Origin of the sequence: Streptomyces sp. SM10 (genome assembly GCF_002910915.1) — a bacterium.
In the GTDB taxonomy this organism is placed as follows: Bacteria; Actinomycetota; Actinomycetes; order Streptomycetales; family Streptomycetaceae; genus Streptomyces.
This window is the reverse complement of record NZ_NEUF01000054.1, coordinates 1-17,909: the sequence shown is the minus strand read 5'-3', so window position 1 is coordinate 17,909 and position 17,909 is coordinate 1. Positions and strand designations below refer to the sequence as shown.

The 17,909-nt window shown below is 72.2% G+C and carries 13 protein-coding genes and 1 pseudogene; 9 read left to right on the top strand and 5 right to left on the bottom strand.

Features of this window, described 5'->3' with window-relative positions; all coding sequences use genetic code 11:
• Positions 1–44 precede the first annotated feature (44 nt).
• The 8 genes and pseudogenes from B9S57_RS06990 to B9S57_RS06955 form a co-directional block, all read left to right on the top strand.
• On the top strand, positions 45–1,616 hold the full coding sequence (locus B9S57_RS06990) for a GMC family oxidoreductase (protein WP_103514654.1): 1,572 nt from the start codon (positions 45–47) through the stop codon (positions 1,614–1,616).
• Complete coding sequence (locus B9S57_RS06985; RefSeq protein ID WP_103514653.1) at positions 1,613–2,704, top strand: glycine betaine/L-proline ABC transporter ATP-binding protein; 1,092 nt, start codon at positions 1,613–1,615, stop codon at positions 2,702–2,704. Before B9S57_RS06990 ends, B9S57_RS06985 begins: the two co-directional genes overlap by 4 nt.
• Positions 2,704–4,686, top strand: a complete 1,983-nt coding sequence (locus tag B9S57_RS06980; protein ID WP_103514652.1) for a proline/glycine betaine ABC transporter permease — start codon at positions 2,704–2,706, stop codon at positions 4,684–4,686. The genes B9S57_RS06985 and B9S57_RS06980 overlap by 1 nt, the downstream gene beginning before the upstream one ends.
• A gap of 1 nt (position 4,687) precedes the next feature.
• The gene (locus B9S57_RS06975) at positions 4,688–5,671 is read left to right on the top strand and encodes an ABC transporter substrate-binding protein (protein WP_103514651.1); all 984 of its coding nucleotides are present in this window, start codon (positions 4,688–4,690) and stop codon (positions 5,669–5,671) included.
• Positions 5,672–5,802: 131 nt separating this feature from the next.
• The gene (locus B9S57_RS06970; RefSeq protein WP_103514650.1) at positions 5,803–6,372 is read left to right on the top strand and encodes a PadR family transcriptional regulator; all 570 of its coding nucleotides are present in this window, start codon (positions 5,803–5,805) and stop codon (positions 6,370–6,372) included.
• Entirely contained in the window at positions 6,369–7,109 is a 741-nt protein-coding gene (locus B9S57_RS06965) for an ABC transporter ATP-binding protein (protein ID WP_103514649.1), read from the top strand. The genes B9S57_RS06970 and B9S57_RS06965 overlap by 4 nt, the downstream gene beginning before the upstream one ends.
• Complete coding sequence (locus B9S57_RS06960) at positions 7,099–8,433, top strand: hypothetical protein (RefSeq protein WP_103514648.1); 1,335 nt, start codon at positions 7,099–7,101, stop codon at positions 8,431–8,433. Before B9S57_RS06965 ends, B9S57_RS06960 begins: the two co-directional genes overlap by 11 nt.
• 34 nt (positions 8,434–8,467) lie before the next feature.
• Positions 8,468–8,992, top strand: a pseudogene (locus B9S57_RS06955) (maleylpyruvate isomerase family mycothiol-dependent enzyme); the annotation flags it as partial.
• Between the two features lie 313 nt (positions 8,993–9,305).
• Here the strand turns inward: B9S57_RS06955 and B9S57_RS06945 are convergent.
• The 5 genes from B9S57_RS06945 to xylB form a co-directional block, all read right to left on the bottom strand.
• A complete protein-coding gene (locus B9S57_RS06945; protein WP_103514646.1) occupies positions 9,306–11,195 on the bottom strand; it encodes an ABC transporter ATP-binding protein in 1,890 nt (629 codons plus the stop codon).
• Positions 11,196–11,290: 95 nt separating this feature from the next.
• Positions 11,291–12,658 (bottom strand): cytochrome P450, encoded by a 1,368-nt coding sequence (locus B9S57_RS06940; RefSeq protein ID WP_103514645.1) that lies wholly within the window; start codon positions 12,656–12,658, stop codon positions 11,291–11,293.
• 154 nt (positions 12,659–12,812) lie between these two features.
• The gene (locus B9S57_RS06935; protein WP_103514644.1) at positions 12,813–13,637 is read right to left on the bottom strand and encodes a hypothetical protein; all 825 of its coding nucleotides are present in this window, start codon (positions 13,635–13,637) and stop codon (positions 12,813–12,815) included.
• Positions 13,637–14,923 (bottom strand): VWA domain-containing protein, encoded by a 1,287-nt coding sequence (locus B9S57_RS06930; protein WP_103514643.1) that lies wholly within the window; start codon positions 14,921–14,923, stop codon positions 13,637–13,639. The genes B9S57_RS06935 and B9S57_RS06930 overlap by 1 nt, the downstream gene beginning before the upstream one ends.
• Before the next feature lie 71 nt (positions 14,924–14,994).
• Positions 14,995–16,476 (bottom strand): xylulokinase, encoded by a 1,482-nt coding sequence (gene xylB / locus B9S57_RS06925; protein WP_103514642.1) that lies wholly within the window; start codon positions 16,474–16,476, stop codon positions 14,995–14,997.
• A 220-nt stretch (positions 16,477–16,696) separates the two neighbouring features.
• Between xylB and xylA the strand changes: the two genes are divergently transcribed.
• Positions 16,697–17,866, top strand: a complete 1,170-nt coding sequence (xylA, locus tag B9S57_RS06920; protein WP_103514641.1) for a xylose isomerase — start codon at positions 16,697–16,699, stop codon at positions 17,864–17,866.
• Positions 17,867–17,909 lie beyond the last annotated feature (43 nt).

Genomic DNA, 17,909 nt, shown 5'->3' with positions numbered 1-17,909 from the left:
AGCACCACGTACACGCAAGCACCTTGCAGAAGGAGTAGTGACCGATGCCCCCGTCCCCCAGCACCGCACGCCCCGACCCCGTCGACTACGTGATCGTCGGGGGAGGTACGGCCGGCTCGGTCATCGCCTCCCGCCTCACCGAGGACCCCGACGTCACCGTGACCGTCATCGAGGGCGGGCCCACCGACATCGACCGCGAGGACGTCCTCACCCTCCGCCGGTGGCTCGGCCTGCTCGGCGGGGACCTCGACTACGACTACCCCACCACCGAACAGCCCCGGGGCAACTCCCACATCCGGCACAGCCGCGCCCGCGTCCTCGGCGGCTGCTCCTCGCACAACACGCTGATCAGCTTCAAGCCGCTGCCCGGCGACTGGGACGAGTGGGCCGAGGCCGGGGCCGACGGCTGGGACGCCGCCGCCATGGACCCCTACTTCGCCCGGCTGCGCAACAACATCGTGCCGGTCGACGAGAAGGACCGTAACGCCATCGCCCGCGACTTCGTCGACGCCGCCCAGGCGGCCGCCGGCGTCCCCCGCGTGGACAGCTTCAACAAGAAGCCCTTCCACGAGGGCGTCGGCTTCTTCGACCTGGCGTACCACCCGGAGAACAACAAGCGCTCCTCGGCGTCCGTCGCCTACCTCCACCCGCACATCGAGGCCGGTGACCGCCCCAACCTCGAGATCCTGCTGGAGACATGGGCGTACCGCCTGGAGTTCGACGGAAACCGGGCCACCGGGGTGCACGTCCGCACCAAGGACGGCGAGGAGATCCTCCTGCGTGCCGCCCGTGAGGTCATCGTCTGCGCCGGCGCGGTGGACACCCCGAGGCTGCTGATGCACTCCGGTGTCGGACCGGCGAAGGACCTCGCCGCGCTCGGCATCCCCGTCGTCCACGACGCCCCGGGCGTCGGCGAGAACCTGCTGGACCACCCCGAGTCGGTCATCGTCTGGGAGACCGACGGGCCCATCCCGGAGAACTCGGCGATGGACTCCGACGCGGGCCTCTTCGTGCGCAGGGACCCCGGATCCCGGGGCCCCGACCTGATGTTCCACTTCTACCAGATCCCCTTCACCGACAACCCGGAGCGCCTCGGCTACGAGAAGCCCGAGCACGGCGTGTCGATGACCCCGAACATCCCCAAGCCGCGCAGCCGCGGTCGGCTCTACCTCACCAGCGCCGACCCCGAGGTCAAGCCGGCCCTGGACTTCCGCTACTTCACGGACGAGGACGACCACGACGGCCGCACCCTGGTCGACGGCATCAAGCTCGCCCGCGAGATAGCGAAGACCGAGCCGCTGGCGCACTGGCTCAAGCGCGAGGTCTGCCCCGGGCCCGAGGTCACCTCCGACGAGGACATCAGCGCGTACGCCCGCAAGGTCGCGCACACCGTCTACCACCCGGCCGGCACTTGCCGGATGGGCGCCGGGGGCGACCCCGCGGCCGTCGTGGATCCGCAGCTGCGGATCCAGGGGCTGGACGGGATCCGCATCGCCGATGCCTCCGTCTTCCCGACCATGCCCGCCGTGAACCCCATGATCGGAGTCCTGATGGTGGGCGAGAAGTGCGCCGAACTGCTCCGAGCGACCCCGACCACCGGAGGCGATGTCCGATGAGTGAAGCCGGTACCCCTGTGTTCAGCGTCCGTGACCTCTGGAAGGTCTTCGGCCCCAAGGCCGACCGCATCCCCGGAAGCGAGTTCGCCGGCCTGCCCCCCGCCGAACTGCGAGAGCGCACCGGCTGCACCGCCGCCGTGCGTGACGTCTCCTTCGACGTGGAGAAGGGGGAGGTCTTCGTCGTCATGGGCCTCTCGGGCTCCGGCAAGTCCACCCTCGTCCGGTGTCTGACCCGGCTCATCGAGCCCACCAGCGGCACTCTCGCCATCGACGGCGAGGACGTCCTGGCCATGGACAGCACCCGGCTGCGTGAACTGCGCCGCCACCGCGCCGCGATGGTCTTCCAGCACTTCGGACTCCTCCCGCACCGCACCGTCCTCGACAACGTCGCCTACGGCCTGGAGATCCAGGGCCTCGGGAAGACCGAACGCCGCGCCAAGGCTGCCGAACTCGTGGAGAAGGTCGGCCTCGCGGGGCTGGAGAACCGCCGCCCGGCCCAGCTCTCCGGCGGTCAGCAGCAGCGCGTCGGCCTGGCCCGCGCACTCGCCGTCGACCCGTCCGTGCTTCTCTTCGACGAGCCGTTCAGCGCGCTCGACCCGCTGATCCGCCGCGAGATGCAGGACGAGGTGGTCCGGCTGCACCGCGAGGAGGGCCGCACCATGGTCTTCATCACCCACGACCTCAGCGAGGCGCTCCGCCTGGGCACCCGCATCGCGCTGATGCGCGACGGCGGCATCGTCCAGCTGGGCACTCCGGAGGAGATCGTCGGCTCACCCGCCGACGACTACGTACGCGAATTCGTCCAGGACGTGGCCCGCGAGCAGGTCCTCACCGTGGCCACCGCCATGCGCCCGCCGGCCACCGGCGAGGACGCCCAGGGCCCGGCCGTCCGCCCCGGGGCCACCGTCTCCGAGGCCATCGAGGCCGTGTCCCGCTCCGGCGCCCCGGTCGCACGGGTGGTGGAGGACGGCAGGCTGCTGGGCGTCGTCGACCACGCCTGCCTGCTCGACGTGGTCGCGGGAGCCCGTGACCCCGAGCCCCGCGACCAGGGGACGGACGACTCGACGACCCGCGAGGTGACCGTCTGATGGCCACCGCCCAAGCCGCCTCCGGTACGGCTTCCGGACCCCCGGGCAACGCCCCGCTCGCCGCCCTGCGCGAGCGGCCCGCCCTCGGGAAGATCCTCCTGCTGCTGGTGATCGCCGCCGTCGTCGTGCCCCTCGCGCACGCCCGCTGGGGCGGCGGGGTCTGGCCCGGAGCCCTGACCGTCGACCTGAGCGGCCCGCTCGGGGAGGTCAACGACTGGATCATCGGCAACCGCGACAGCCACCCGCTGTTCCTCTACTTCTTCGGCCACATCAGCAACGCCGTGGTCCTGTCCGTGCGCGGCGTCTACCTGGCCCTGCTCGCCCTCGGCTGGGCCGGTGTCACCGCCGTGGCCGCGCTCGTCGCCTGGCGCACCGCAGGATGGCGCCTCGCGCTGACCGCCGGAGCGTCCCTCCTCGCCTGCGGGCTGCTCGGCATGTGGGTGCCGACCATGCAGACCCTCGCGCTGATGGTCGTCGCGGTCCTGGCCTCCGTCGTGCTGGGCCTGCTCCTCGGCCTCGCCGCCGGACTCTCGGACCGGACGTTCCGCGTCCTGCGCCCCGTCCTGGACACCATGCAGGTGCTCCCCGCCTTCGCCTACCTGCTGCCCGTCGTGCTGATCTTCGGCATCGGCGTGCCCGGCGCGGTGCTCGCCACCGTGGTCTACGCGGCTCCGCCGATGGCCCGGCTCACCGCACTCGGACTGCGCGGCGCGGACGCGGGCGTCATGGAGGCCGTCGCCTCGCTCGGCGCCACCGGCCGGCAGCGCCTGCTGAGCGCCCGGCTCCCGCTGGCACGCAAGGAGCTCCTCCTCGGCCTGAACCAGACCATCATGATGGCGCTGTCCATGGCTGTGATCGCCTCCGTCATCGGCGCCGGCGGCCTCGGTGACCGCGTCTACCAGGCGCTCTCCTCCGTCGACGTCGGCGCCGCGCTCGCCGCGGGCATCCCCATCGTGCTGCTGGCCGTCGTCCTGGACCGTACGACCGAGGCGGCCGGCCGGAAGATCGGCACGGAACCCACCGGTCCCACCGCCCTGCGCGGGGCACGCGGCTGGGGCCTCGCCGCCCTCATCGCCGCCGTCGTCGCCGTCGTGGGCCGCTTCGCCGGTGGCCGCATCTGGCCCGAAGGCGGCGTCGTCGCCATCGCGGGCCCGGTCAACACGGCCAAGGACTGGATGGTCGACCACCTCTACACCGGCATTCCCGTCATCGGCGGAACAGCCGACTGGGCCGCCCACTTCACCGAATGGATCCTCAACCCGCTCCGCAGCGGACTGCAGGGCCTGCCCTGGTGGTCGGTGCTGCTGATCGTCGCCGCCCTCGCCTGGACCCTCGGCACCTGGCGCACCGCGCTCACCGCCGTACTGGCCATGGCCGCCATCGGGGTCCTCGGCGTCTGGAACCTGTCGATGGACACGCTCAGCCAGGTCATCGCCGCCGTCGCCGTCACGCTCGTCCTGGGCTTCGGCATCGCCGTCGGCGCCGCGCGCAGCCGGCGCCTCGAACGGCTGCTGCGCCCCGTCCTGGACGTCTTCCAGACGATGCCGCAGTTCGTCTACCTCATCCCCGTCGTCGCCCTCTTCGGCGTCGGCCGCGCCCCGGCCGCCGCGGCGGCCGTCGTCTACGCGCTCCCGGCCGTCGTGCGCATCACGACCCAGGGGCTGCGGGGCGTCGACCCCGCCGCGATGGAGTGCGCCCGCTCGCTCGGCGCCACCGGAGGCCAGCAACTGCGGCAGGTCCAGATCCCGCTGGCCAGGCCCGCTCTTCTGCTGGCCGTCAACCAGGGCGTCGTCCTGGTCCTCGCGGTCGTCATCATCGGCGGCCTCGTCGGCTCCGGCGCACTCGGCTACGAGGTCGTGTTCGGCCTCGCGCAGGGCGACCTGGCCACCGGTCTCGTCGCGGGCGCCGCCATCGTCTGCCTGGGACTGATGCTGGACCGTGTCACCCAGCCCACCGCCCGCCGCCAGCGGAAGGAGAGCTGACATGGCTCGCACCCGTACGCATGCCCGTCTCCGTACCGCCGCGATCGTCGCCTCCGCGGGCGCGCTGCTGACCGTCACCGGCTGCGGCGCGGCCGACATGACCAAGCAGGCCTCGCCGTTCGCCGCGCCCGCGGACATCAAGACCGTCACCCTGTCCGTCCAGTCCTGGGTCGGCGCGCAGTCCAACGTGGCCGTCGCCCAGAAGATCCTCGAGGACGAGCTCGGCTACCGCGTCGACCTCGTCCAGACCGACGAGGTCCCCGCCTGGGACGCCCTCAGCCAGGGCCGGGTGGACGCCATCCTGGAGGACTGGGGCCACCCCGACCAGGAACAGCTGTACGTCAAGGACAAGAAGACCATCGTCCCCGGCGGAGACCTCGGCGTCACCGGCCACATCGGCTGGTACGTCCCCAAGTACTGGGCGGACGAGCACCCCGACGTCACGAACTGGAAGAACCTCGACAAGTACGCCGACGAGCTGCGCACCCCGGAGAGCGGTGGCAAGGGCCAGCTGATGGACGGTTCGCCTTCCTACGTCACCAACGACAAGGCGCTGGTGAAGAATCTCGGCCTGGACTACAAGGTCGTCTTCGCCGGTTCCGAGGCCGCCCAGATCACGCAGATACAGCAGTTCGCCAAGGAGAAGAAGCCCTTCCTCAGCTACTGGTACCAGCCGCAGTGGCTGTTCAACGAGGTGCCGATGGTCGAGGTGAAGCTCCCGGAGTACTCCGACGCCTGCGCGGCGAAGGACCCGGCGGACATCGACTGCGCGTACCCGAAGACACCGCTGCAGAAGTACCTCAACGCGGGCTTCTCGAAGCGGGGCGGGGACGCGGCCGCGTTCCTGAAGAAGTTCCACTGGTCGCAGAAGGACCAGAACGAGGTGTCCGAGATGATCGCCTCCGAGCGGCTGTCCCCGGACGAGGCCGCCGGACGCTGGATCGAGAAGCACCCGGAGACCTGGAAGAAGTGGCTGGACAAGTGACCTGAGACCACAGGCCCTCGCCTCCACCGTCAGCCGCCGCGGCACCTGCCGCGGCGGCTGAGGTGTTTTTGGCCACGGACCGTCCGGAATCACTATTCACTCAGTACATGTATCGAGGGCATAGTCGGTCCATGAGCACCCGCCACGTCCTTCTGGGCCTGCTCGCGGCCGGTCCCTGCCACGGCTACGACCTGAAGCGCCAGTACGACGCCCGCTTCCCGCAGGCCCGCCCGCTCGCCTACGGGCAGGTCTACACGACGCTGCAACGCCTCGTGCGTGACGGCCTGGCAGCCGTCGACGGCACCGACTCCGACGGCGGCCCGGAGCGCACCCTCTACCGGTCCACGGACGAGGGATCACACGAACTGGACCGCTGGGCCGACGAGATCACGGCACCCGCCCCCTTCGTGACGAACGAGATCTTCGCCAAGGTCGTCGTCCTGATCCTCGTCGCCGCCGTCTCCACGGGGACCGGTGAGGACGGACGGACGCCGGACGCCGCCGCGCACCTCCGGGCCCAGCGCGCCGCCCACATGGAGCGGATGCGCGAGCTCACCGCCCTCAAGACCACGCCGGGAGCCGATCTCAGCACGGTGCTCTCGGCCGACTACGCCCTTGCCCATCTCGACGCCGACGTCCGGTGGATGACCACGACCACCGCCCGCATCGACGCCCTGACCGCGGAGGTCAACGCATCATGAGCACACGGCACGAAGAACCGTCCCCGGGGGCGGCCCCGCTGATCTCCGCGCGGGGTCTGACGAAGTCGTACGGAAGGACCGAGGCGCTCCGGGGCGCCTCCCTCGACCTCCGTACGGGCGAGGTCCTCGCGGTCACCGGCGCGAGCGGCAGCGGGAAGTCCACCCTGCTGCACTGCCTGTCCGGGATCGTCCGCCCCGACGCGGGCACCGTCATGTACGACGGGGAGGAGCTCGGCGGGCTGTCCGAGGACCGGCTCAGCGCCCTGCGACGCGACGACTTCGGAGTGGTCTTCCAGTTCGGGCAGCTGATCCCCGAGCTCACCGCGCTCGACAACGTGGCGCTGCCGTTGCTGCTCGCGGGGACCCGGCGCGACCAGGCGAACGAGCGCGCGGGGGAGTGGCTGGAGCGCTTCGGCGTACGCGGCCAGGCAGCCCTGCGCCCCGGCGGGATGAGCGGTGGCCAGAGCCAACGGGTCGCTCTGGCGCGGGCTTTGGTCACCGGCCCCAGAGCCGTCTTCGCGGACGAGCCGACCGGGGCCCTCGACGCGCTCGCGGGGGAACAGGTGATGACCGCTCTGGTGCACACCGCGAGGGAATCGGGAACAGCGGTGCTGCTGATCACCCATGACGCGCAGGTCGCGGCGTACGCCGACCGTGAGGTGGGGATACGTGACGGGGTCGTCCACTCCGGTCCGGCCGAGACCTTCGCCCAGGAGGCCGCCCGCCATGAAGGCTGACATCCGCATCGCCTGGATCCTCGCGCGCGGCTCGGAACGCCGCGAGTGGTGGAGAGTCTCGCTCACGTTCCTGGGCGCCCTGCTCGCCACGGGCTTCGGCCTCGCGGCGGTGACGATCGCCGCCGTGCCGGGGCAGATGTCGATCCCGTACGCGCACGGCCTGCTGAACCAACCCGGCGAGCGTTCGGGGGTGGTGCTCGCGCTCGTGCTGCTGCTGATCCCCGTGCTGGGGTTCCTCGGCCAGTGTGCGCGCATCGGCGCCGTGCACCGCCACCGGCGGATGGCGGGCATGAGGCTCGCCGGGGCGTCGCCCGCCCAGGTGCGGAGAATCGCCGCCGTGGAGTCGGGATTCGCCTGTCTGGCCGGATCGACGACCGGATTCGGGGCGTTCGCCGTACTCCTCGCCGTCGTGGGGTACCTGCCGGACCTCCGCGCCTGGGCGGGTTTCGCGGCGGTCGTCCTCGCCGTTCCGGTGGCCGCGGGGCTGGTGAGTGCCCGCGCCCTGCGCACGGTGCTCGCCGCGCCCCTCGACCACGTGCGCAGGACGGGACCGGACTCGCAACGCCGGGCGGCGCTCGGCTTCGCCTTCGCGGTCGTGCTGATCGCCGTATCGGCCCTGCTCCTCCTGTTCCCGGCCCGCAGGGGCGCGGCGCCGATCGTGCTGCTGCTCGTGGCCCTCGTCCTCCTCACGGGGATGGGTGCGGTCTGGGCGGCCAAGGCGTCGGCCGCGTTCATGGGCCGCAGGCTCACGCTCCGCGCGAAGCGGCCGGCGGTGCTCATCGCCGCCAGCCGCCTCGCGCAGGATCCCTGGGCCGCCGCGCGCACCCACGCCGCGTTGCTGCTGGCGACGGTCGTCGGCGTCGGCTTCGTTGGCGTGCGCGGGGTCCTGCTCGCGGAGTTGCGAGGGCCTGGCCATCCCCCGGAGAACATGGCGTTCTACACCACCGGGATCGACCTTGCCGGTTCCGCCGTGCTGATCGCCCTCGCCATCAGCCTCTGCGGGCTGGCCGTGGGCGCCGCCGAGTCGCTCGCCACCCGCCGCAGGGGGCTCGCCGCCCAGGCGGCCGCCGGGGTACCGCACCGGGTCCTCGCCGGGGCCACACTCCTGGAGACCGCGCTCCCCCTGGCGCCCGCACTGCTGCTCGCGGGCGCCGGAGGCACGGTGGTCTACCTGGCGTACGCAGGCATCGTGAACAACGGCTTCGTGCCCCTGCTGCCGCTGCTCGTGCCCGTGGCGGTCTACGCGGCCTGCCTGCTGGCCGCCGCCACCTCGCTCCCGCTCCTGCGGCGCGTGACGCACCCGTCGGAGCTGCGCTTCACCTGAGGGCTGTCCCGCAGCCTTCGCAGAGCTCCGCCGCGCCGCGATGCCCGTGCACGACGTCGTCGCCCACCTGGCCGACACGGCCCGGACGACCTGCCTGGGCTTCGTGGCCGGCCTCGCCCGGGCGGGATTCGACTTCGACCGCCAGAACGCCCGCGGGGTCGCGCGTGAACGTGGTGCCACTCCGCGGGAGACGCTGGAGAGGCTGCGGCGGGTGGCCCCGCGGAGGCCCATCCCGCCGGCACCTCTCGACAGCCGACTGGTGGAGGAGGTCGTCCACGGTGAGGACATCCGCCGGCCGCTGGGGCTCCCCCGCTCCTACCCGCAGGAGGCCGTCGTCCGGTCGCTCCGCCTGCAGGCGCGTACTCCGGCCTCCTTCGGCGGTGCCAAGGAGCTCGTCGCGCGCGTTCGCCTGACCGCCGAGGACGCCGATCTCTCGATCGGTGAAGGCCCCGAGGTGTCAGGGGCCGCGCTGTCGCTGCTCCTGGCCGTCTCCCGCCGGCGGGCGGCGCTGGACGACCTCGACGGGCCGGGCGTCACCGCTCTGTCGGCGGCCATCTGACGCTCCTCCCGTGCACCGTCCTCCCGTGCACCGTCCTCCGTGCACCGCGTCCTCGCGTGCACCGTCCGACGCGTCGGCGCGACCGCCGCCGTCGCAGCCGACAGGCCCCTCCCGGTGGGGCCCGGCCCGGAGCGCACGTTCCGCCGCCGTTCCCCACGTGCGCGGGCTCTCAACGCACCGGCGGCGAAGGGCGGGTGGCCCGGTACTCCGCAGCGGTCATGCCGAGCAGGACGACGTCGTGGTGGCCCCCGGCGTCGCACGGGGGACAGGACCGGGAGCGAGGGGGGACTGGCGGGCGTCCGTCCCGTGCTGGTCAGAGCGGTGCGGTGTCCTTCACGGCCTCCGGGCGGTCGAACTGGGTGCGGTGCAGCTCCTCGTACCGTCCGCCGGCCGCCAGCAGCTCCTCGTGCGTGCCCCGTTCGACGACACGGCCCTCCTCGACGACCAGGATCAGGTCGGCCGAGCGCACGGTCGACAGCCGGTGGGCGATCACCACGGCCGTGCGGCCCTCCAGAGCCTCGGCCAGCGCCTCCTGGACGGCCGCCTCCGAGGTGGAGTCCAGGTGCGCTGTCGCCTCGTCCAGGATCACCACCCGCTGACGGGCCAGCAGCAGCCGGGCGATGGTGAGCCGCTGGCGTTCACCGCCCGAGAGGCGGTAGCCGCGCTCGCCGACCACCGTGTCCAGTCCCTCGGGCAGCGAGGCCACCAGGCCCTCCAGACGGGAGCGGCGCAGGGCGTCCCAGACCTCGTCCTCCGTGGCCTCCGGCCGCGCGAGCAGGAGGTTGGCGCGCACCGACTCGTGGAAGAGGTGCCCGTCCTGGGTCACCATGCCGAGCGTCTCCCGGATCGAATCGGCCGTCAGATCGCGTACGTCGACGCCGTTCAGCCGCACGGCCCCGGCGTCGGTGTCGTAGAGCCGGGGGAGGAGCTGCGCGATCGTGGACTTACCGGCTCCGGACGATCCCACGAGGGCGACCATCCGGCCGGGCTCCGCCGTGAAGGAGACGTCGTGCAGGACCTGCGTGCCGCCCCCAGAGTCGAGCGTGGCGACCTCTTCGAGCGAGGCGAGGGAGACCTTGTCGGCGGAGGGGTAGCCGAAGGAGACCCCGTCGAACTCCACGGAGACCGGTCCGTCCGGTACCCGGCGGGCGTCGGGCCTCTCACTGATCAGCGGCTTCAGGTCGAGGATCTCGAAGACCCGCTCGAAGCTGACCAGGGCGCTCATCACCTCGACCCGGGCACCGGCCAGAGCGGTCAGCGGGGCGTAGAGCCGGGTGAGGAGCAGTGCCAGGGCGACGACGGCTCCGGGCTCCAGGGCACCGCGCAGCGCGTAGTGGCCGCCGAGCCCGTAGACGAGGGCGAGGGCGAGCGCCGACACCAGGGTGAGCGCCGTGATGAACGTGGACTGCAGCATCGCCGTGCGGACGCCGATGTCACGCACCCGCCCCGCGCGGGCCGCGAACTCGGAGGATTCGTCGGCGGGGCGCCCGAAGAGCTTGATGAGTGTCGCCCCCGGCGCCGAGAAGCGCTCGGTCATCTGCGTGCCCATGGTGGCGTTGTGGCCGGCGGCCTCCCGCTGGAGGTCCGCCATCCGTGCGCCCATGCGCCGGGCGGGGACGACGAACACCGGCAGCAGCACCAGGGCCAGCACCGTGATCTGCCACGAGATCGTGAGCATCACGGTCAGGGTCAGCAGCAGGGTGACGACATTGGAGACGACGCCGGAGAGCGTGTTGCTGAACGCCCGCTGCGCGCCGATCACGTCGTTGTTGAGCCGGCTGACCAGCGCACCGGTCCTCGTACGGGTGAAGAAGGCGACGGGCATCCGCTGGACGTGGTCGAAGACGGCCGTCCGCAGGTCGAGGATCAGCCCCTCGCCGAGGGTGGCCGAGAGCCACCTCACGAGGAGGCCGAGCCCGGCCTCCGCGACGGCGATCAGGGCGATGAGCAGGGCGAACCGGGTGATCGTGCCGGAGTCCCGGCCCTGCACGATCGCGTCGACGACCCACCCCGCAAGCACCGGCGTGGCCACGGCGAGCAGGGCGGTGACCACGCTGAGGAGCAGGAAGCGGACGATCCTGCCCCGGTGCGGCCGGGCGAACGCCGCGATGCGGCCCAGTGTGGCCCTGGAGAAGGGTCTGCGGTCCTTCTGCGCGTTCATCGTGCTGTGCAGCGAATGCCACGCCGTGACTTCCATGTCCATGCGGTCCTCCGGGGTCGGTCGGTACGCGGGGAACGCTAGGACCCCAAGTAAGGTCGAGGTCAAGCGTTCCCCGTCGGCTTCACCCGTCGGCGCGCTCAGCGTGCCCGTACGGTCGCCATGACCTCCCGGTCCGGCTGCAGTGTCAGCGTCGGTACGGGATTGACGGTGCCGGGGTCCACCGCCAGCTCGAAACGGCGCGCCAGGACGGCCAGGATCAGCACCGCCTCGACCATCGCGAAGCGCGTGCCCAGGCAGACCCGGGGGCCGCCGCCGAACGGGTACCAGGCGTACTCCGGGATCTCGTCCCCGTCCTCGGCGTCCCAGCGCTCCGGGCGGAACGCCTCGGGCTCGGGGAACCACCGTTCGTCCCGGTGCGTGGCCCACTGGCTGCTCCACACCCGGGTGCCCTCCGGCATCGGCACCCCACCGATCCGGGCGCCCTCCTTGGCGATCCCCGTGACCAGCCAGATCGTCGGATACAGCCGGAGGGTCTCCTTCACCACCGCCTGCGCGTACGGCAGGTGCGCGTAGTCGTCGATGCCCGGTTCCCGGTCGCCCAGCACCCGGTCGAGCTCCTCGGTGAGCGCGGCCAGGGTCCCCGGCGTACGGGAGAGGAGGTACCAGGCCCACACGAGCGTGGAGGCGGTCGTCTCGTGGCCGCCGATGTAGAGCGTGACGGTCTCGTCCCGGATCTCCTGGTCGGTGAGGTGAGCCCCGGTCTCGTCGACCGCGGTGAGGAGTCGGCTCAGCAGGTCGGGGCGCTCACCGTCCCCGTCACGGTGGCGGGCCACCACCCGCCCGACCTCGGCGTCGATCACCGCGGCCGCCTTCTTGATCCTGGCCCGCCCGGGAGTCGGAACCCAGTCGGGCAGGACGGCGCCCAGCCCGCTGAACTCCTTGCCGATCTCCTGCTGGGCGATGTCCATGGCCCGGCCCATCGACTCGGCGTCGGCCGGCGTGTCCACCCCGAAGATCGTGCGGACCGCGATCTGCTGCGTCAGGGCCGCCATCTCGCGCTTGACGTCGACGCGTTCGCCGCCCGACCAGCTGTCGGCGAGCTCCACCGCACACGCCGTCATGGTGGAGGCGTACGACTTCACCTGCTTGGGCCGCACCGAGGGCTGCACCAGCGACCGCTTGCGGCGCCAGTCGGGGCCGCGGGCGACGACGACACCGTTGCCCATGACCGTGCGGAAGGCGATGCCCAGCAGCGGTTGGTCGAAGGTGCGTTCCGTCTCGGTGAGCAGCTCGCCGATGCACTCCGGATCGGCGACGAAGACACAGTCGTTGCGGCCGAAGCGCCAGCGCACCATGTCCCCGTATCCGCGCAGAAGCTCGAAGAACGCGAGGGGGTCCCTACCGAACCGAGGCAGGCTCCCCAGGAGGGGAATCCCTCGTGGTCCCTGGACGAGCCGGTGGCCGCTCGGCTCGGCGTCGAGGGCCGCACCGGTTTCCGTGGACATGGGAACTCCCGTCATCTGCCGTACGCAGTAAGTGAGTTGCTGAGCCTAACGTCAGTCGGCCGTGAGTTCGAAGCAGGTGACTCCGGTTCAGGCCACGGCATGACGGAGGGCCGCAGACGGTTCGCCTGCGGCCCTCGGAACAGCGTGCTGCGGGTCAGATCCCCTGCGGGACGCGGGACGGACGGCCGCCGCCACGCGTCAGGGAGTAGCCGAACACGCCCGCCAGCGCGGCGAGTGCGGCCCCGCCCGCGGTCCACAGCCAGCGGCTGGTCCACCATCCGGAGGACCAGCCGTCCTCCGGCTCGCTGCCGGCCGGGGCGGCGCCCTTGGCCGAGACGGCGGACGCACCCGGCACCACGGGTGCGGAGAGGGTGCCGTCCACGTCGTGGGCGCCGCCCTGGTCGGCCGAGGTGACCTCGGTCTCGACGTGGACCGGCAGGCCCAGGTCCTCCTCGGCCAGGCCGACCACCGTCAGGCGTACGTAGTACGTGCCGGGCAGCGGGTCGGACGCCCACGGCTCGGACCAGGCGCGCACCGTCCGCAGCACGCAGGAGAGCTCGACGGTGCCCGCGTCGGGCGCCGCCTTCCGCGTCTGGTGTCCGTACATGCAGGCCTGCCGTCGGCGGAGTCCGTCGTACACGTCGACCTGCCAGGTCGACGCCCCGTGCCGGGTGGCGCTCTCCGGCAGGCTCACCTTCGCCCGGACGGTGGGGCGTTGCCCGGTGTCTCCGGGGAAGGCCCAGTACAGGTAGTCACCCGTGGACGCGTCCGCGGTGGCCGCCTGTCCCTGCCGGACCGGCGTGGCGGTGCGGAAGGTGGTGCCCGCCTCGGTCGGTCCCGCCTCCTCGCTCTCCGACGGGCTCGCGCTCGCGGACGGGTCGTCCGCCACGGCGGTCCCCGCCGGTGTCAGCAGCGTGACGGCGGCCAGCAGTGCGCCCACGCCTACGCGTCGCAGGGTGTTCCTGCGGGTGGTACGCATCAGTTGGTCCTCCATACGGCGATGCGCAAGCGCGAGATCCAGCCGAACAGCAGGCCGGCGATCAGCCCGGCCAGCACCATGACGCCCAGCAGCCACCAGCCGCGGCCCAGGCCGAAGGCGGCGGTGTCGGCGGCCTCGTCGGGAGAGTCCACCAGGTCGATGGTCAGCTCGACCGGCATGCCGGGAGTGGTCTTCACGGACGCGGGCGCCGAGAAGGAGTTGCCGAGCTGGAGGCAGACGCTCTCGGCGGCGGACTTCACGTCGCCGTCGGAGTCGTCGGCGTCGTCCTGCTCGGGCTTCGGGTATCGCAACCCGGTGGAGACGGCGTCCGTGCGCCCGGTGCCCGACTCCGAGCCGCGGACGATCTCACGGCCGTGTACGGTCACGGCGCGCAGCAGGATCCCGTAGTCGTTGTTCACGGCGCGGTCCGCGCCCACGCTCACCGAGGCGCGCAGCTCCTGGCCGGGCAGGACGTCCACCCGGTACCAGCGGTGCGTGCCGATCACCTGGCGGTCCGTGTAGAGACCCGCCTTCAGGGCCGGGGCGGCGGAGCAGCTGCCCGCGCCCTCGGTCGCCACCGGGGTGACGACGGGCTCTGCGGCCCGGTCCACCAACTGCTGGACGCGGCCGGAGAGTTCGTCGGTGTTCTGTACGGCGGTGTAGGTGCCGCCGGTGGCCTCGGCGATGCAGGTCAGCTGCTGCCGGATCTTGGCGTTCGGCACCAGGCCCAGCGTGTCGATGACCAGGTGGATCCCCCGGGCGGCGATGTCGCGCGCGACCTCGCAGGGGTCCAGTGGTCCGCAGGTGTCCTCGCCGTCGGTGATGAGGACGATCCGCCGGGTGGCGTCCCCGCCGTCGAGGTCGTCGGCGGCGCCGAGCAGGGCCGGGCCGATGGGGGTCCAGCCGGTCGGAGCCAGCGTGGCGACGGCGGTCTTTGCTTCGGTGCGGTCGAGCGGGCCGACCGGGTAGAGCTGCTTGGTGTCCTTGCAGCCGACCTTCCGGTCGTCGCCCGGATAGTCCGCGCCCAGTGTGCGGATGCCGAGCTCCACTTCTTCGGGCACCGCGTCCAGGACGTCGTTGAACGCCTGCTTGGCGGCGGATATGCGGGACTCGCCGTCCATGTCGCGGGTCCGCATGGAGCCGCTGACGTCAAGGACCAGCTCGACCTTGGGCGATGCGGCGGCGGTGGGTTCGTCGGCGGAGGCCGGGAGGGCGGTGCCGAGCCCGGCGGCCAGGGTGGCGAGAAGGACGCACACCCCGGCCGTCAGCCGTTTTCTTGTGATCATCGCCGGATCCTATTGAAGATCCGCTGTCATCCCCAAAACGTGTGTGCCGGAAGCGATTTCGGGGCCCGTGCTCATCCGCCGAGCAGTGGCCCCGATGCCTTGTCCAGCACCGAACCGACACGCTCCCAGGTCTCCGTGTCCCGCTCCACCGGGGGGAGTTCGGCGTCGTCCGGCGTCGCGTTCCACCGCGTCGCGATGGCGACCGGATCGCCGCCGCCCGCCGCGGAGGCGGCCAGCGCCGCCGCTCCGAGCGCGACGAGTTCGCCGCTGCCCGGCACGATCAGGGGTCGGCCGGAGAGGCGGCGCACGGTGTCCACCCAGGTCCGGCCCTGGGCGCCGCCGCCGATCAGCCGCAGCGGCCGGCCGGCCACCTCGGGGTCGGCCGGGTCCAGGCCGCAGGCCCGCAGCAGCTCGTCGAGCGCGCGCAGCACGGTGAAGGCCGCCCCCTCGTACGCCGCGCCCAGCAGTTGCTGCGGCGTGGTGTCGTGCCGGAGGCCGGTCAGGAGTCCCGAGGAGGTGGGCAGGTCCGGGGTGCGCTCGCCGTCCAGGTACGGGAGCAGCACGGCCTCACCGCCGGGCGTCGCGTCGTCGCGGTGCAGGCCGAGGAGGGCGGCCACCTTGTCGACGGCCAGGGTGCAGTTGAGGGTGCAGGCCAGCGGGAGATACGTACCGTCGGCCGCCGCGAATCCGGAGAGGGCGGTCGACGCCGGACGGGCCCGGGAGGCGGCGAAGACCGTACCGGAGGTGCCGAGGCTCAGGACGGGGTGGTCCAGCAGGCCCGCGCCGCCCAGGCCGAGCCCCACGGCCGCGCTCATGTTGTCCCCGGTCCCGGCGGCCACGGCGATGCCGACCGGCAGGCCGAGCGTCTCGGCAGCGGCCTCGGTCAGGGAGCCGATCCGGGTCCCGCCCGTGGGGGCGACCTCGGGCAGCATCGAGAGGTCCAGGCCGAGGCGGTCCAGGAGCTCCGGGTCGTAGGCGCCGGTCCGCGTGGAGTACCAGCAGGTGCCCGACGCGTCCCCCGGGTCGGTCGCCGCGACGCCCGCGAGCCGCTCGGTGAGGAAGTCGTGGGGCAGCCGGACCGATGTCGTCGCCTCGGCGCTCGCCGGGTCGTTCTCGCGCAGCCACCGCCACTTCGTCGCGGTCATGGACGCGACGGGCACCGTGCCGGTGCGCTGGGTCCAGGCGTCGGGGCCGCCCAGCTCGGCGACGAGCGCGGCGGCCTGCGGCGCGGAGCGCGTGTCGTTCCACAGGAGCGAGGGCCGCAGCGGCCGGCCGGACCGGTCGAGGACGACGAGCCCGTGCTGCTGCCCGGCGACGGCGATGCCCGTGACCGAGGACGCGGAGAGGCCCGACTCCTTGAGCCCGGCCGCGACGGCGTCGCACAGCGCGCGCCACCAGACCTCGGGGTCGGTCTCGCGCGCCCCGCCCTCGCCGGTGACGACGTGCGGGGCGCGGCCGACGGCGAGCAGTTCACCGGTCTCGGCGTCGGTGACTGCAGCCTTGGTGGACTGGGTGGAGCTGTCCACGCCGATGACGACGGTACGCGGCGGCATGGGCTACCTCTTCTCGTGCGGTTTCCGGTGGTGCGGCTTTTGGGAGTGCGACAAACAAATTACGTGATCGGAGGCGTCCGGAACAGGGGCGGCCCCGTTTCGACGTCCGGGGGGTTACGTCCGCCCGACACCGTGTGCATAATTAATCATGTCAGTGAACAAATAGGCCCGGGGTGGCGACGACGGTCCCGGACCCCAGGTAGTCGAAGGCGGACAGACGATGACGGAACGCTTCACTCCCACCCCTTCGGACAGGTTCACGTTCGGTCTGTGGACCGTGGGCTGGCGTGGCAACGACCCGTTCGGTGAGCCGACACGTCCCGCGCTGGACCCGGTCGAGTCGGTCGAGCGGCTCGCGGAGCTCGGTGCGCACGGGGTGACGTTCCACGACGACGACCTGATCCCGTTCGGGTCCTCCGAGACGGAGCGCGCCCGGCTGATCGGCCGGTTCAAGGACGCCCTGTCCCGCACCGGGATGAAGGTCCCGATGGCCACCACGAACCTGTTCACCCACCCGGTCTTCAAGGACGGCGGGTTCACCGCGAACGACCGCGACGTACGCCGTTTCGCGCTGCGCAAGGTCATGCGCAACATCGACCTGGCCGCCGAGCTCGGCGCGACCACCTACGTCGCCTGGGGCGGCCGCGAGGGCGCCGAGTCCGGCGGCGCGAAGGACGTCCGTATCGCCCTGGACCGGATGAAGGAAGCCTTCGACCTGCTGGGCGACTACGTCACCGAGCAGGGCTACGACCTGCGCTTCGCGATCGAGCCCAAGCCCAACGAGCCCCGCGGCGACATCCTCCTGCCCACGATCGGCCACGCCCTGGCCTTCATCGAGCGCCTCGAGCGCCCCGAGATGGTCGGCGTGAACCCGGAGACCGGCCACGAGCAGATGGCCGGGCTGAACTTCCCCCACGGCATCGCCCAGGCCCTGTGGGCCGGCAAGCTCTTCCACATCGACCTCAACGGACAGTCCGGCATCAAGTACGACCAGGACTTCCGCTTCGGCGCCGGCGACCTGCGCCAGGCCTTCTGGCTCGTCGACCTCCTGGAGACCTCCGACTACACCGGATCCCTCCACTTCGACTTCAAGCCCGTACGCACCGACGGCATCGACGGCGTCTGGGAATCCGCGAAGAACTGCATGCGCAACTACCTCATCCTCAAGGAACGCGCCCTCGCCTTCCGCGCCGACCCCGCCGTCCAGCAGGCCCTGACCGCCTCCCGCCTGGACGAACTCGCCCAGCCCACCGCCGACGACGGCCTCAAGAGCCTCCTCGCCGACCGGTCCGCCTACGAGAACTTCGACGCCACCGCCGCAGCGGAGCGCTCCATGGCCTTCGAAGCCCTCGACCAGCTCGCCATGGAACACCTCCTCGGCGTCCGCTGACCCACCCCCCGGGGCACCCGGCCCACCACCGGGCGCCCCGGAC

Excerpts from the sequence above, each read along its gene's own strand:
- B9S57_RS06990 (WP_103514654.1), top strand. The coding sequence starts at position 45 with ATGCCCCCGTCCCCCAGCACCGCACGCCCCGACCCCGTCGACTACGTG.
- B9S57_RS06985 (WP_103514653.1), top strand. The coding sequence starts at position 1,613 with ATGAGTGAAGCCGGTACCCCTGTGTTCAGCGTCCGTGACCTCTGGAAG.
- B9S57_RS06980 (WP_103514652.1), top strand. The coding sequence starts at position 2,704 with ATGGCCACCGCCCAAGCCGCCTCCGGTACGGCTTCCGGACCCCCGGGC.
- B9S57_RS06975 (WP_103514651.1), top strand. The coding sequence starts at position 4,688 with ATGGCTCGCACCCGTACGCATGCCCGTCTCCGTACCGCCGCGATCGTC.
- B9S57_RS06970 (WP_103514650.1), top strand. The coding sequence starts at position 5,803 with ATGAGCACCCGCCACGTCCTTCTGGGCCTGCTCGCGGCCGGTCCCTGC.
- B9S57_RS06965 (WP_103514649.1), top strand. The coding sequence starts at position 6,369 with ATGAGCACACGGCACGAAGAACCGTCCCCGGGGGCGGCCCCGCTGATC.
- B9S57_RS06960 (WP_103514648.1), top strand. The coding sequence starts at position 7,099 with ATGAAGGCTGACATCCGCATCGCCTGGATCCTCGCGCGCGGCTCGGAA.
- B9S57_RS06945 (WP_103514646.1), bottom strand. The coding sequence starts at position 11,195 with ATGGACATGGAAGTCACGGCGTGGCATTCGCTGCACAGCACGATGAAC.
- B9S57_RS06940 (WP_103514645.1), bottom strand. The coding sequence starts at position 12,658 with ATGTCCACGGAAACCGGTGCGGCCCTCGACGCCGAGCCGAGCGGCCAC.
- B9S57_RS06935 (WP_103514644.1), bottom strand. The coding sequence starts at position 13,637 with ATGCGTACCACCCGCAGGAACACCCTGCGACGCGTAGGCGTGGGCGCA.
- B9S57_RS06930 (WP_103514643.1), bottom strand. The coding sequence starts at position 14,923 with ATGATCACAAGAAAACGGCTGACGGCCGGGGTGTGCGTCCTTCTCGCC.
- xylB (WP_103514642.1), bottom strand. The coding sequence starts at position 16,476 with ATGCCGCCGCGTACCGTCGTCATCGGCGTGGACAGCTCCACCCAGTCC.
- xylA (WP_103514641.1), top strand. The coding sequence starts at position 16,697 with ATGACGGAACGCTTCACTCCCACCCCTTCGGACAGGTTCACGTTCGGT.